This is a genomic window from Flavobacterium sp. P3_A6 (genome assembly GCF_056403035.1).
Window position 1 is genome coordinate 128,602 of the sequence record NZ_JBFUGG010000010.1, and the last position, 16,448, is coordinate 145,049.

6 protein-coding genes are annotated in these 16,448 nt (G+C 32.8%); all 6 read left to right on the forward strand.

The genetic code is table 11. The features are described 5' to 3' along the window. Positions 1-235: 235 nt before the first annotated feature. Positions 236-685, forward strand: a complete 450-nt coding sequence (locus AC1DVP_RS12095; protein WP_477183760.1) for an OmpH/Skp family outer membrane protein — start codon at positions 236-238, stop codon at positions 683-685. Further along, complete coding sequence (locus AC1DVP_RS12100) at positions 672-1,274, forward strand: hypothetical protein (RefSeq protein ID WP_477183728.1); 603 nt, start codon at positions 672-674, stop codon at positions 1,272-1,274. The genes AC1DVP_RS12095 and AC1DVP_RS12100 overlap by 14 nt, the downstream gene beginning before the upstream one ends. Before the next feature lie 8 nt (positions 1,275-1,282). Beyond that, positions 1,283-6,877 carry a hypothetical protein gene (locus tag AC1DVP_RS12105; protein ID WP_477183729.1) on the forward strand — a complete coding sequence of 1,865 codons (5,595 nt, stop codon included), beginning with the start codon at positions 1,283-1,285 and terminating at the stop codon, positions 6,875-6,877. A 13-nt stretch (positions 6,878-6,890) separates the two neighbouring features. Beyond that, entirely contained in the window at positions 6,891-11,102 is a 4,212-nt protein-coding gene (locus AC1DVP_RS12110) for a hypothetical protein (protein WP_477183730.1), read from the forward strand. A 191-nt stretch (positions 11,103-11,293) separates the two neighbouring features. After that, a complete protein-coding gene (locus AC1DVP_RS12115; RefSeq protein WP_477183731.1) occupies positions 11,294-15,721 on the forward strand; it encodes a leucine-rich repeat domain-containing protein in 4,428 nt (1,475 codons plus the stop codon). Between the two features lie 4 nt (positions 15,722-15,725). After that, positions 15,726-16,442: a LolA3 family protein gene (locus tag AC1DVP_RS12120; RefSeq protein WP_477183732.1), complete on the forward strand. Its 717-nt coding sequence runs from the start codon at positions 15,726-15,728 to the stop codon at positions 16,440-16,442. Positions 16,443-16,448 lie beyond the last annotated feature (6 nt).

Consider the following 16,448-nt stretch of genomic DNA (forward strand, 5'->3'; position numbering starts at 1 on the left):
CAAATTCTTGTTAATTTATTTTATTGAAGTATTGTTGTTTTTTTAATGATTATATTGAATATAATTGCGATAGTTTATATTAAAAATAATTTTTTCATTTTTACGCTCTTTTAAATGAAAGAAAAGTTGTTATATTGTAAAAACAGATTACTTTTGCACTTAAAAAATTAACAAGTTATTTGTGCTTAAAAATAAATTAAATCCGCTATTTGTAGTCAACTGCTTATTAATAAGTGTGTTGACTATTTTTTTTGTTTGCTATTTCTTTAAGTCTAGTAGAGAAATTGTTTATGTTGATACTGTAAAATTATTTGATGGTTTTATAATGACCAAAGAAATGAAGAGGGCAGGTGAAAAAGAATTTAATTCCAGAAAATCAATTTTAGATAATTTATATTCCAATTTACAATCTCCTACAATTACTGTTTCAGAAAAAAAAGAGTTGATGCAGCAATTTATTCAAGGAAAAGAAGAATTGGAACAGTTCAATCAAACTTTTGCTTCTGAGCAAACGGTAAAAATTTGGTCAAGAATAAAAAGTTACACTGCTGAATTTTCCAAAGATAAAAACTATCAGTTAGTAGTTGGTGCTGATAACAGGCAAACGGTGCTGTTTGCAGATGAAAAAATTGATGTTACAAATGATCTTCTTACCTATTTAAACAAAAAGTATGAAGGTTTGTAGTGTGTTATTTTTTGTTTTATTTATTTTTCTTCTGGTCTCTTGTAAAAAAGAACCAAAAAACAATCAACAAGATTCCGAAATTAGAGATCACTATTTCAACCTTGAAAAAATAGGATGGAAATCCCGTTCCTATACACAGGTGGTAGATGATATTGGTTTTACTGCAACGGAAGTTCCCATTCAATATTTTTTATTAAAAGATCAAGGAATTGAAAATCTGCAGCACATCGATTCCCTTTATGAAGAAAATAAAAGAGAGCGTGTTATCGAGTTTACCTTCCAGCAAGATGAGGAGAAAGATTTGTTAGGCAAAGATTTTACAGGAATGGATTATACCGCTGCTGTAAAGTATATGTCTTTTGGCCTTGATAAAGATTTCTATGTGGTGACTTCAAAAAAAGATACAATCCTCTGTTCTGGTGTAAATTTTGAGCGTAATTATAAAATCGCTCCTTTTCAAAAAGTACTATTATTCTTTTCAGGAATAGACCCCAACGATAAAATACAATTGATTTACAATGATTACCTTTTTAGAAAGGGAACATTAAAATTTAAATTCAAAGATCCTTTTACCCCTATAGCCTTATGATTCAACAAGTGAAAAAAAGTAAGTTTAAAAAAACAGTTGCTATTTATTTAGCGATTATGATTCTTTTAGAAACATTCCAGCCAATGCAAATTTATGCACTGACCGGAGGACCTTCGCAACCAGAGTTTGAATCATTCACTCCTATTGGCACCTCAGATATGGTGGACTTGGCTAGTGGCGATTTTAATTACAATATTCCTATTATGGATGTTGGCGGATATCCTTTAAATCTAGCCTATAGTTCTGGTGTATCTATGGATCAAGAAGCTTCATGGGTAGGATTGGGATGGGATCTTAACGTGGGTCAAATTTCAAGACAGCTTAGAGGATTACCGGATGATTTTAATGGTGATGAAATGATTTATGAAAATAACATGAAGCCTAATGTGACCGTTGGATCTAATACGAGTTTTTATGTTGGTTTTACGGGTCTAAAAGAGTTAAAAGCTAATATTGGAATGGGGATTAAATATAATAACTATGATGGTTTTACGGCTGCCGTAAATGGTGGTTTAAGTGCTCAGATTGGAAATAGTTTAAGAGTAGGGATGGATCTTGAATCTTCTGCTGCAGAAGGGGTTACCGTTTCTCCTACTTTGTCTTTTAGTAATAAGAACAATAAAAATACTACCCGAAATAACGATTTAGGTATTAGTACAGGCGTAAGTTACAATAGTAGAAAAGGCGTTGAAAGTATGACTTTGTCTTATACTGTTAAAAAGAAGGACGCAGGCGGATCCGTCAAGTCAAAGTGGGAAGCAGATAAAAGTGGAGTTTCTGGCATGTCTGGATCTTTATCCTTTTTAGATGCCTCATTTACTCCAACAAAGCGGGTAGGTATGGTCTCAAATAATTATATGTTTAGCCTTTCATTTGGCGGACAAATTTGGGGAATTGAACCGAGTTTTAATTTTTCAGGATTTAGGACTAGCCAAGGAATTAAGGACTCTGAGAAATACAAAATAGAAAAAGGCTATGGTTTTGAAAACACCTATAATGCTGGGAAGTCGGATATATTAGATTTTAATAGAGAAAAAGACAGGTCATTCAATAAAAATACTACTTCTTTGCCAATTACAAATAACACGTATGATATATACAGCATACAAGGGCAAGGAGTTTCAGGGATGTTTCGTCCTTATAAATCACAAGTAGGATATGTGTATGACAATGAGGTAACTGATGGGAGTTCTGGCGGAACTCTTGGAATTGAGATTGGTATCGGAACCGGATCCCATAATGGCTTTGATGCAACGGCAACAATTGGTAAAAGTTATACTAAACTATGGGAAAACTCTAATCCTGCACTAGGACGATTTAAAGAAAAAAGAAAAGATAATAGACCTGATTATGAAAAAGTTTTTTTTAAGAACATTGGAGGTTTTCATACGGATAAGGAATTAAGTTTATTTAATAAAGAATTAGGGAATTATAATCCTATTAAGCTTGGTATAGTTGGCAGTGGATTTGATACCCAAACAAATTCAAATTATTCTACAAATCAAGCGGTTATTGCAAATGAACGCCAGATAGTTAGAAAGGAAAGATTGTCAAGAAATCAATCTATAGAAAAATTAACAAAAGCTGAAGCTAAAAAGTATGGTTTTAAAACACAGTTTAGTGATTTTGCCAAAGACAATCATACTGCCGAAATACGAATCACAAAAGAAGGCGGCGAACGCTATATTTATGGCAGAGCCGCTTATAATTCGATAAAAAAAGAAGCAACTTTTGATGTAGGAAGTACACCTGTTGTAGATTATAAAAAGGGATTGGTGAAATATAACCCTGAAAAAGATAATTCGATTAAAAATAGTCAAGAGGGAGACCAATATTTCAATAGGGTTACTACTCCTGCATATGCTCATACTTATTTATTGACTTCAGTTTTATCATCAGATTACCAGGATTTAAAAGGTGATGGACCCTCAGATGATGATTTGGGAACCTATACCAAGTTTGAATATGATAATAAGACAAAGACTAATATTTATAAATGGAGAATCCCTTTCGTTAAAGATTCTGCTAATTATGATGAAGGATTGCGTTCCAGTAAAAAAGACAATAAAGGAAATTATTTATATGGTGAAAAAGAGATGTTATACATCAAAAAGATTGTCACCAAAACCCATATTGCTGTTTTTCATCTTTCAGAAAGAAATGATGGTTATGGTGTGAAAGATGAAAATGGGGGAAGAGGAGACGATTCAAAAATGTATAAACTAGACAGCATCTCATTGTATTCAAAACCAGAGTATTTGTCTAAAGGAGATAAAGCTACTCCAATAAAAGTAGCACATTTTGAATACAATTACAGTTTATGTCAAGGGATTGATAATAATATAAATAAAGGAAAGAATGTTGAATTTAAAGGACAACAAGGAAAATTAACTCTTAGTAAAGTTTATTTTACCTATAAAAATTCGAACATGGGGAAATTCACTCCTTATGTTTTTAATTACGGATTCAATCCTGATTATGACATGAAGGCTTATGATGTTTGGGGAAATTACAAACCAGTAAATCCTGAAACAGGTTCCGCTACTACGGCTGCATTAACGAATACAGAATATCCTTTTGTAGACCAAAAAGATAGAGTAAAAGCAGATCAATATTCTTCAGCTTGGCTTTTAAAATCCATTCATTTACCATCGGGTGGACAAATGGAATTAAATTATGAATCGGATGATTATGGAAAGGTGCAGAATAAAGACGCTATGCAAATGTTTAAAGTTGTAGGTAGTGGTGATAAAAATGGACTTGTCGCAGCTAACATTAGTGATGCAAATAATAGTGTTATAAAAAAATTAGGTAATTATGTTTATGTAGAATTAGATCATAAAATTGTAGATAAGTCATCTAATAGCAACCGTTCTATTGCAGACATTTTTTACGATCAGTATTTGAAAACGATAGGGGATGATGGTAATCTTCTTTATTTTAGGTTTTTACTCAATATGACAAATCCAAATCCTTTGCCAGGGATTGATGGAACCGATAAATACGATTATGTTACGGGGTATATGAAGATTAATAAAAAAATGGAGGATTATGTTTTTAGTGAAATAAATGGAAAACAATATGTGGCTATACCTCTTGAATATGTACCGAAAGAAGATGGTTTTAATGGTAAAGCAGAAGAAAATCCAATATCCAAAGCGGGGTGGAATTTTGGAAGGCATAATTTAAACAGACTTGTTTATAGTATGGACAACCAAGAAGATACTAATAATTTAAAAGGAATTGTTGTTCAAATGGTTGGTTGGTTACCTACTTTACTCGATATTTTTAAGAGTCCAAATGGTAAATTAAAACAAACAGGAATTGCCAGTAGATTTATAAGCGGTAAGTCATGGATTCGTTTAATGCAACCAGATTCCAAGAAACTGGGAGGTGGCAGTAGAGTAAAAGACATAAGCATTCATGACCAATGGGATGTGATGACAGGTCATGAGAATAATACCAATTACAAACAATTTTATGGACAAAAGTATTCGTATAATACAGTTGATAAAGAAGGAAATCCTACAGAAAATTCTTCAGGAGTTGCAACCTATGAACCTTTAGGTTGTAAAGAAAACCCTTTTGTAAAACCCTTTTATGAAAAAAAGAAAAGAGATTTATTGTTAGGTCCAGAAAATGATAATTATGTGGAGGAACCGTTTGGGGAATCGTTTTTTCCTTCACCAAAAATCACTTATAGTAGGGTAACAGTTAGTAATTTACCAAGAAATAATGTTGAAAATGCTACAAATCCATTAATTATAAAAAAACATGCGACAGGTACAGTTGTGACCGAATTTTATACGGCGGATGATTTTCCAACGATTGTTGATAGAACAATTTTGTCTGGAGGTTTTAAACAATCTAGTGCTTTGTCTAATTTTTTAAAATTAAAGGTAAAAAGTAATTTGACATATTCACAAGGATTTTCTATTCATACCAATGATATGGATGGTAAAATGAAAAACCAATGGGTGTATGGTGAAGGACAAAAAGATGCAATATCTGGAGTTGTCTATAATTATAATAAGATTTCTAACACAGAAAGTAAAAACAATGGATTGTTAAACAATACTATACAAACTGTAAATTCTAAAGGCGTTATAGAGTCTAAATTGGTAGGTGTTGACTATGATGTGATTAATGATTTTAGAGATTGTAAGTCCAATAGTTCTACTCTCGGAATCCATTATAATACTGCAATTTTACCTTTTACTTTTATAATTGTGGTAATTCCTATACCCTTACCAAGTTATTCTAGTGACGAAAGTGAGATACGTACTGCAGTGACCACAAAGGTTATTCACACTTCAGGCATTCTTTCGGAGAAAATAGCTTATGATCTGGGATCAAAAGTATCTACCAAAAACCTGGCTTGGGATGCTGAAACGGGTGATGTATTGTTGACCGAAACGGTGAATGAATACAATGACAAATACTTTAATTTTAATTTCCCTGCTTATTGGAGCTATGATGGAATGAGTCAGGCAGCTAAGAACAGTGGTTTGGAGTGGGCTGTTGCCAAAACGGGAAACAATCAATATCAATTTACTGGAATCTACAAGGCTTCTGATTATTTGATCGATGGAGACGAAGTGTATATAAGCGGAATTGGGGCTGATGGCAGAACCAAAAATGCATTTAAAGCGTGGGTTGTAAAAGTAAAAGAATCAAATTTCCAGTTGTTGGACAAAGATGGATTACTGGTTAAGTGGAATAGTATTAATACAGGAACAATAAAAGTTATTCGTTCTGGACACCGCAACATGCAAATGGCTTCTATGGCGAGCGTAACTTCTATGCGAAATCCTTTATATGATTATGATGCCAATAATAAAATAACCAAAGTAAAAGAAAATATAGGAGGGAATCCTTTCTTTTCTACTTCTGCAAGCGATAGAATCGTGAATGCTTCTGCGATAGAATATAATGATATGTGGCCTTCACAATGCGAATGTAATTTGCCTAGAATGTTTTTTGGAAAAGATGGTAAACTGCAATTTGAATACGAAAAAGACAACAGTCTGGACGAGCAGGAGGATATTATCGCACGTTCCTATAACCCGTATCTCTATAACATACTAGGGAACTGGAGAGCCAATAAGTCCTATGCATACMTAACAGGAAGAAACTACACTGTTGATCCGACACCTCGTAAAACAGGATATTTTGCCGATTTTGCGCCATTTTATATACTTACGGGAGGCAAATGGGGAATTACGGTTGATAATTATAAACGATGGACGTTTGCTTCTCAAGTTACCCAATACAATCCTTACGGGCAAGAGGTAGAAAATAAGGATGCTTTGAACCGCTATTCGTCTGCTTTGTATGGGTACAACAATCGCTTCCCAGTAGCTGTTGCTTCCAACACCAAATACAGTGAATTAGCTTCTGATGGTTTTGAGGATTATGACTCCATTGCATGTTTGAAGGATTCTCATTTTGACTTTAAAGCGCAGCTAAAAGTCAATGAAGTAAGTGTCTCTAACAAGCAATCCCACACCGGAAGGAAAAGCTTAAAAATAGAACCGAGCAAAAAAGCAGTACTAAAAAAACAGGTTGTTAGCTGCAGCACAGCAGGAGTAACCACTAAATAAGAATAAGACCAAGATGAAATTAAAATATACATTAGTTTTTAGTATTATAAGTTTTTTTATTACCACGGCTGGATTTTCTCAGGAACTTAATGATAGAGAGATAGGGTTTGATGTTACTCGCACCACTGTTATGCTAAAAGAACATGGGGTAAAAGACCAAGACCTCGCTCGTGAGATTGCTATGATGCGGGTGATGCAGGCTCAGCAGTATGTAGAGATTAAGAAAATTGAAGATGGTATTTTGCAAAAAATTACAGCTGAGCAAATTGCTAAAATGAATAAAAAGCATGTTTCAAATACTGAAAAAGTGGCATTTGTTGATATACCGCAAACAGAGCGGGATGCACTTATTGCTTTTTATAATAGTACAGGGGGAGCAAATTGGACGAATACTATTGGTAATAATAAAGTTTGGGATGTTACCAATCCTAGCTCTGACGTGTCAACATGGTTTGGGGTTTCTGTAACTAATGGACATGTTTCTCAAATTAATTTTTATTCTAACAATTTAACGGGTACAATACCTCCACAAATTGGTCAATTAACAAAACTTGTTTCGCTCGATTTAAATAATAACAAGCTAACGGGTAGTATGCCTGTTGAAATTGGATTATTATCTGATTTAGTTTCTTTGCAATTATCTTCTAATTTTTTAACAGGTGGTATTCCTGTTGAAATAGGTCAATTGTTAAAACTGAATTCTTTAGGGATACGAAATAATACTTTGAGTAATGAAATCCCATCAGAAATTGGTAATTTAAGTAAATTGCAATTTATTTATCTAGATAATAATCAACTATCTGGAAAAATTCCATTTCAAATTGGACAATTACCTGATTTAAAGAGTTTATATTTATATTTCAATCAATTAACAGGAAATATACCTTTAGAGGTTGGTCAATTGAATAAATTAGAGACACTAATGTTGAGCTATAATAAATTAATTGGTTCGATACCAGCTCAACTAGGTCAATTAATAAGTCTTAAATCTTTAGGTTTAAATGGTAATCAACTAAGTGGAAATATACCTTTAGAGTTTGGTCAATTAACTAATATAGAAAATATTAGTTTGGGTTATAATCAATATTTATCGGGTAGTATTCCTTCTCAACTTGGACAGTTGTCGAAACTAAAAGCTTTAAGTTTATATTCGAATCAACTTAGCGGACCTTTGCCAATAGAAATATGTCAATTACTAAATTTAACATCTTTATCACTAAGTCAAAATAAATTATCTGGGGGTATACCCATTCAAATAGGAAAATTAGTAAATCTAACGGAATTAGACCTTCAGAGAAACCAATTAACTGGTAGTATACCAAATGAAATTGGACAATTAGTAAATATTACAAAGTTGCATCTAAATAATAATCAGTTAACAGGCACTATTCCTCCTGAAATGGGACAACTGTCTAAAATTGCTTTTTTGATATTATCAGATAACCAATTAACTGGATCTATTCCTTCGGAATTAGTTAACCTATCAAGTATGACTAATTTTGGTATAAATAATAATCTATTAGAAGGTAAATTCCCAGATTTAACTTTACTACGATCCTTATCAAATTTTTCATTTAGTAATAATAAGTTTCGGTTCATTGATTTTGCCGATCATTATGCTACATTTAAATCTAAATTCACTACTTTTTTTGAGTATGCTCCTCAGGCAAAAATTGATAGTGAAGTAACTGTAAAAGCTTATTCAGGTGTCTCTGTAACTTTGACTATGTGTACTGATGATAGATTTACAAATAATGATACATTTCAATGGTATAAAGGTGTTTATCCACTAGGGAAAATTATTTCAGGAGCTACTTCACGTAGATTTTTGATATCAAACCCTGCCACACTTGATGCTGGCGACTATTATTGTTTATCAAAAAATCCTCAAATAACAGATCCATCGGTAAATGGTTATTATGGAGCTAATCGAAATCTAATTTTAGAAAGAAACCCTATACATTTAGAGGTAATTAATTGCACTCCAGTAACAGGAACTCTTAAAGCATCAGCTGAGAGTCCAGCTGTCAGTGCCAGTACTGTATTTTCTCTAGAGACTACAGCTACAGGTTTAACTTATAAATGGACATTCTATAACGATGCAAGCGGGACTACTGTAAAAGATGACGCTCAAACTACTGCAGTGGCATCACAATCGTATAGTGTAGCTGGAAGTTATTTAGCAAGATTAGAGGTTACCGAGGCTAATGGATGTACAACGAAGTTTGATAAAGTGGTGAATGTGATTAATAATTGTGTTGACTCCTATTCCCCAAACCGTAATGGCAGTATAAATACTCCATATCCTTATGGTGATATATCAGGTGTCGTACTTAATAAAGTGACCAATTTGTCATTTTACAGTTCGTCAGGAAATACAAGTTTATCCTATCAATGGAATTTATTTGACTTCAATAATTTATTAGTTGCTTCTGGTAATCAGGTCATATTTCCTATTACAGTCACAATTGCTGGAGATTATAAAGTGACTTTGCGCGTTACAGACGCTATGGGGTGTTCTTCTTTTGAAAGAGATTTAAAAACCAGAGAGGCTACTCCTTGTATCGTTCCTATTTCAGATCGTGATGGGTATATAAGAAACCCTACTAATAGTGAAAAACTCTTAGTTAATACTGCAACAGTTCTTTCTCTTAATCGTGGTTCATCTTATACTACTACTGGTTTTACTTACAAATGGGATTTAGTTAAATTAAACGGAGGTATAGTTTTTTCTGGTAATGAAGAGAATTTTGCTGTGACACCAACTGAAATAGGAGATTATACAATTAATTTGGAAATCAAGGATCCTAACGGTTGTACTACAAATTACATAAGAGACTATAAAGTTGTTGATATATGTGTTTTTACTGAGAATGAAGTAGGTTGGATTGGAGCATCAGAGGAATATAATGGAAGTGCTACTTATTTTGTAAAAATAAACGAATCAAAAGACTTTAATCTTACTTTCGGTGGACAGGATTTTAGTGCGAATCTTACCTATAAGTGGCGTTTATTAAATCCTAGCGGGGAATTGATACTCACAGGGACAAATGCCACATTTTCCTCAGTTTTTACGATTCCTGGTTATTATAGAGTAGAATTAGAAACTACAAATACTATTACAGGATGCAAAATAAATTACACAAAAGAGGTAGGTTGTCTAATTGGCAATAGTTGTACAGAATTGAATCCAAAATCAGCAGAGGTTAAAACTTTACTGAATAATTTAATAAAAAGTCTTCTTATAAGATCTATAAAAGGTGAAACAGATACGCAAATCAATACAAGTCCAACTTCTCCTGAGTTTTTAGCACTCAAACCATATATAACAAAAGTTATAGGGGATAATATTTATAATTATAATTATTCAAAAAATATAGGAAATTCTGCTCGGCCTTATTCGGAAACAATTGATTTTTCTTTTTCCTCAGATAGATTATCGGATATTCATCTTGACTTTTATTGGGGTATATCTGGTTATGCTAATCTAACTGATGAGGAAATATTGAATAGATTGGATTATGATATTTTTATTGATTTGAGTCAATATATATCGGCTAATGATTATTTTATTTCCTGTAGGGTAGATAATGGTGGGAAAAATGCGACAGCAGCAGTTAGTCCAAAGGAATGTCGCCAAGAATCAGAAGTTAGATATATCGATTTTTGTCCAACAGATTGTACTCCTATAGATGGAATCCTAAAATCTACTCCACAAGTTCTAAACGCAAATGTAAATGCGAGTTTCTCTCTAGAAACAGCTGCAACAAATGTAACTTACGATTGGATTTTTTATAATTTAGACAATACTACAGAATTAGCTAGAGCTACAACTGCTATACCAACACAATCCTTTACTGCTGCAGGAAGATATCGAATAATATTGAACGTTAAAGATGATAAAGGCTGTGTAACTCCTTTTGAGACTTTCACAACAGTACTCCCAGCCTGTACTCCTATAACGGGAGTTATTAAAATAGGTTCTGGAGCTACACCAACGCCATCACCAAACCCTACGCCAATTCCAACAAAATCGTATTGGTATCAAGCGGTGCATCCGCTTGGTCATTCAGGTACTGATTATGTAATTTATATTGATGGTAATGGAGTTAAACAAACATACACTTTAACTAGAACAGAGTCTGGTTATAATGCTCCGTGTGTCGAAATTATAGCATCCAGTATATTCAATCATTCAGGTGCGACACCTTGTGTTTCTGAATAAAAAGAGGTATTGTCTAAAAAGGAGAATGTATTTTTTTGGCAGAATAAAATTAAGCAGCATCACTGTTGAAGTCTGCTTTAATTATGATTTTTGGAACCAAAATGGATTAACATAAAATTGCATAAACAGAAATTAGTATCTGTTAAAATTTATAATATAAAAAATAACATACCTATAAAGAGAAATTAATTATGGTAAACGGTTTTAAAATAAAGAAATACTGGATCCTTACTTTTTGTATGGTACTTTGTTCATTGGTAACTTTTGCACAGAATTTGAGCGATCAAGAAATAGGTTTTGATGTTGCTCGTGTGACTAAATCATTTAGAGAACATGGTGTTGCTGATCAAGATATTTTGCATGAGATAATGTTGATGCGCGATTTATACAAAACGCAATACTTTAAAATAAAAAAAAATGAAGATGATTTTTTGCAAAAATTAAAATCAAATAAAAGTGTAAAAAATTCAACAAATCGTATTGATATTCCATCGGCTGAAAGGAATTCACTAATAGCTTTATATAACAGTACAGGTGGAGCTGATTGGATTAATAAAACGGGTTGGGATATTAATAATCCCGATTCAGATGTTTCAACATGGTTTGGGATAACGGTAAGTAATGGAAAAGTAGTTTCAATAAATCTTAATAATAATGGATTAATCGGAAATATTCCTGATCTATCGGCTCTAACTGGTTTATTAGGGATAAGTTTGAATTATAACAATTTTAGTAATACAGCTATTCCTTCTTCTTTTAGTCAAATGAAAAGTTTGCAATATATATCTATACCTTTTTCAAATTTAAATGGAATTATTCCAGACTTGTCAGAATTAACCAATCTAAAAACTTTATATTTAGGAGGTAATTTTTTTAATAGTTCTAGTATGCCTTCCTGGATCAGCAATTCAGTTAATTTAGAAACTATTGCTCTTTATAATTGTAATATTACTGGCGAAATCCCCGATTTATCAAAATTAACAAAATTAACAAGTTTGTTATTGATGTCAAATAAAATTACGGGTAAATTGCCTTTAGGCTTATTTAGTTTACCTAATTTACGTGATATATGGTTAAATGATAATTATTTAAATGGATCTATTCCTGTTGAATTAGGGAGTTTGCTAAACCTTGAGCAATTTTTGGTTAGTAATAATCATTTGGAAAGTATTCCTATAACAATAAGTAAATTAACAAATCTTAAGGTTTTATGGTGTAATGGAAATCAATTCGAAGGGGATGTTCCCGATTTAACAAAAGCAACTTCATTAAGTCAATTACTTTTAAATAATAATAAATTCCGTTTTATAGATTTTGCTGCGGAATATCCTTTATATAAATCACAAATTTCTACCTTTTATTATTCTCCTCAGGGAAAAACAGATTTAGAAAAAACAGTTGCTGGAGTTTCAGGAAGCACTGTAACATTAACAATGTGTGAGGATGACAGATATATTCCAAATGTTGATACTTTTCAGTGGTATAAGAACGGACAAATAATTACTGGAGCAACAGCTAGACAATATACTATTTCCAATTTATCAGCTATAAATGCAGGGGATTATTATTGTGTTTCCACTAATCCACAAATAGCGCTTATATTAGAAAGAAACCCAATCCATTTAACAGTGCCCAATTGCACTCCAAAAACCGGGACATTACAAGTGCCTGCTGTGCAAGTTGTTGTTGGTGAAACCGCAAAATTTTCGTTTGAGCAGACAGCTGGGACCGTGGTCACTGGTGAAGCGGTAAAATATAAATGGACAATCATAGATACGGCAGGTCAAACAGTGAACAGTACCACTACTACTGTTGGAACACATTCGTTTGTTTTTTCTACAGATGGTAAATATACTGTAAACTTAGTTGTTACTGGTGCTGATGGTTGTGAGGCTACGTTCACTCAGGAAATGACCATAGTACCAGAAAAAAAATGTTTAAATGAAAACATTTCTTTTTCATTCGAAACAACAGCTCCCAACTTAAGTTATGTTTGGACTAGTACCAATGCTTCCGGTGTTGTTGTAAATTCTTCAACGGCCAGTGCTTCGAGTCTTTACAATGTGTCGTTTGCTATGCCCGGTGATTATGTCATTAAGATGGTCGCTACGGATACTGTTACGCAATGTTTTGAAACATTTACCAAAAACGTAACTATAGAATCTTGTGCTCCTACGAATTGTATGGTTCATTTCAATTTCAATTTTAAAATTCCAGATATTGGCAAAGGTTTCGGCGGCTTAGTTTTAAACTTAGATTCCAGAATGAATATCGCCAATGGCGTAGTAGATTTCTTGAAAGCCAATAGCAATAAGAAATTGTTTGCTACCACATTTGACATGACCAATAAAGGGGTAAATGCAGTTATGGTCAATAAGGAAATTACAGTTAGTCCAGGTGATGTGTACAAAGTAGGAACTGCCAATGAGATTTCGAATAATACACCAACAGTTATAAGAATTCAAGATAACAGTTACAGTAATACTTTTTCCACTTTGATTAACAGTGGTATTTTGAAAAACAGTTCACTAAAAAAAGATGATCTTGATGTTTCGTTCTTCATTATTTCCGAAGATAACAATACATCTTCATTAGATGGAGCTAAAAGCGCTTATAAAGATTTATTGTCTTCCGGTAAAGCCAAAAAAGTATTTTTTGTTTTGGTGAACGAAGGAAAGTTCAGCTATGTAAAACGAGTTGGGTTAGTCAATAGAAAAGTAAACATTTCACCAATAGAATTTTTAACTGAAATTATGGGTTCAACACCTATTAATTATGCAGCGACAAATTCGATTTTAAATTCTGATTTTGTTCAATTTTCGAAAGCGGATATTGCCAATGCAGGGTTTAAAAAAGTGCTTAGTGATTTCTTGCAAAAAGGGTATGATGATGTATCGTCAAATTGTGAAGACGTTGAATCTTGTACAAAGAAAAATATAAATACTCCAGTACTAAAAAAACTGTTTTTGACTTTGGTTAATAAATTAAAAGACATTCCTGCTGGAAGTGATGCTAATACGTATGCGCAAAAAGAGCTAGCGGCATTAGCTCCTTATACGATAGATTTAAAACCAATGATCTATAATTTTATCAATACGAGCAGCACAATAAGTTTTTCATTTTCAGAGACTAGTTTAGAAAATGATGTACAATTACCAAAACCAGTTTCAGGCTCTATTGTAGATATTGATTTAAGCCAGTATACAGATGCAGGTACAAAAACACCAATTAGTACTTTTTTTAGCGATGGGAAAATTGACCTTACTAATGGATTTGTAAGGAATATTGATTTCTGTGTTAAGGAATTATCTTGTGTATCTCATGTGGCACTTGTTCTTGACGAATCTGGTTCTATAGATTTGAAAGAAATGAATAAAATAAAGAAACAATTAAAAGGATTTGTGTATCAACAAGCCATTACTAATGAGAAAATTGGGTCTAATATATACATTTCGTTAACAGGAATGTCTGATAGTGATGCTAATACGAGGGCCGATTTTATTGAGCCAATTAAAGCTTCTACCGATCCATTAGTGTTGAACAGATTATATACATGGATTGACGATTTGGGCATGCGAAATGGACAAACAGGGGTTAGTGCTGGATCAGACTATTGGAATAGCGGATTGGATAAGGCATTAAGTTATACGCTGAAACCCAATGCAGTTATTATGATTACTGATGGTTGTCAATCAGCAAATGCAGGAACTCTTCAAGCAACTATGAAGAAATTTAACAATGCTAAAGGCAGCAGTTCTGATTTACCTCATTTGTATGTTGTTGGTATTGAAAATGGGTTTTATGTAGACAAGCCATCAACTGCTAAGATTATGGATCGTAATGAAGATCCTAATTATAATACTGCATTGCAAAAAAGAAGTTTGACTGCAAAAGTAGCCGCCAGATTGACCAAGTCTTTACAATATCTATTAGGATTTACTGAGACTGAATTTCCGGTATCAAGTATAAGTGATTTTAAAACGGCGACTTATTTTGGTCATGATAATTTTAATTTATTGGCTTCGGATGAAACCTATATTTCAGACAAACTAGCCGATAGTGATATTGTTTGTGGTGATTCGGCTATTAAGGATTTTTGTGATGATTGTTTCTCTTTTAAGCCAGAGCCTGATCATGAATACTTGTTGAGTGCATGGGTTAAAGAGGAATCCTTTGTTCAAGTTAAGTCTTATATGAATTCTGCAATTAATATTGTGTTTTATAGACAAAAAGAAGCATTAGATGTGCCAGCGCAAATTATTGCTACAGAAATTGCTGTTCCGTCAGGAGAGATTATAGATGGATGGCAAAGAATTGTGAAAAAAATTAAAGTTCCAACCAATGCGATTACAATTGGTTTCACTTTGGAAAATAAAAGCGCTAGTATACCAGTGTATTTTGATGATATTAGAATTCATCCACTAAAAGGAAGTGTTAAATCATTTGTTTACGATCCTGAAACTTTTAAACTAATGTCGGAACTGGACGAAAATAATTACAGTACTTTTTATGAGTATGATAATGAAGGCGGGTTAGTTCGTGTGAAAAAAGAGACTGCCAAAGGTATTAAGACAATTCAGGAAACACGTTCAGGAAACTTTATTAACACAAAAGAGTAAGGGTATGTTTTGCAAAAAAATGATCTTCGTTTGGCTGATATTTCATTGTTGTTTTGGCCATTCACAAACAGTGAGTGCCGTTTTTAAAAAATTAGGACAGCAATACAGCGTGGCCAAACCGCTTCAGTATCAATCAAAATATGTTTTGTATAAAGATTTTGATTCTAAAAAAATTGAGGAAAGCTATAAAGGAAGTTTTTATAAAAACAGCCAAAATGAAATCTATATGAAAATTGGAGACACAGAAATACTGAATTCAAAATCGGTAAATCTTAAGATTAGTCATTCAGAAAAAGCTATAGAAATTTCTAAACCTATCCCCACTTATTATGGCGATTTTGATATGAAGCCTTTACTGGAATTGTGCAAAATTGAAAAATTCATTGATTACAAGTCATATTGGGAAATAACAATGGCAGCAAAGCCTTTTTCGAGTCTTCCCTATTCGAAAATCATTGTCAGGGTGTCTAAAACTTATTTTTTACAAAAACAAGTTTTTTATTACAATACAGCTACTAATTTTTCGCAGGATTTTAGAAAGCCAGATGTGCACTATCCTCGATTAGAGATAGTTTATGCAAATTATAATAGAAATGCTATAAATGCTTCGGTTTTTAAAAATAGCACCTATTTTACCGCTTTAGGAAAAGACGGAATTGTTTTGTCTCAACGGTTAAAGAAGTATGAGATTGTCGACCAAAGAAATAATTCCAATAATTAAAATAAA

Excerpts from the sequence above, each read along its gene's own strand:
- AC1DVP_RS12100 (WP_477183728.1), top strand. The coding sequence starts at position 672 with ATGAAGGTTTGTAGTGTGTTATTTTTTGTTTTATTTATTTTTCTTCTG.
- AC1DVP_RS12110 (WP_477183730.1), top strand. The coding sequence starts at position 6,891 with ATGAAATTAAAATATACATTAGTTTTTAGTATTATAAGTTTTTTTATT.
- AC1DVP_RS12115 (WP_477183731.1), top strand. The coding sequence starts at position 11,294 with ATGGTAAACGGTTTTAAAATAAAGAAATACTGGATCCTTACTTTTTGT.
- AC1DVP_RS12120 (WP_477183732.1), top strand. The coding sequence starts at position 15,726 with ATGTTTTGCAAAAAAATGATCTTCGTTTGGCTGATATTTCATTGTTGT.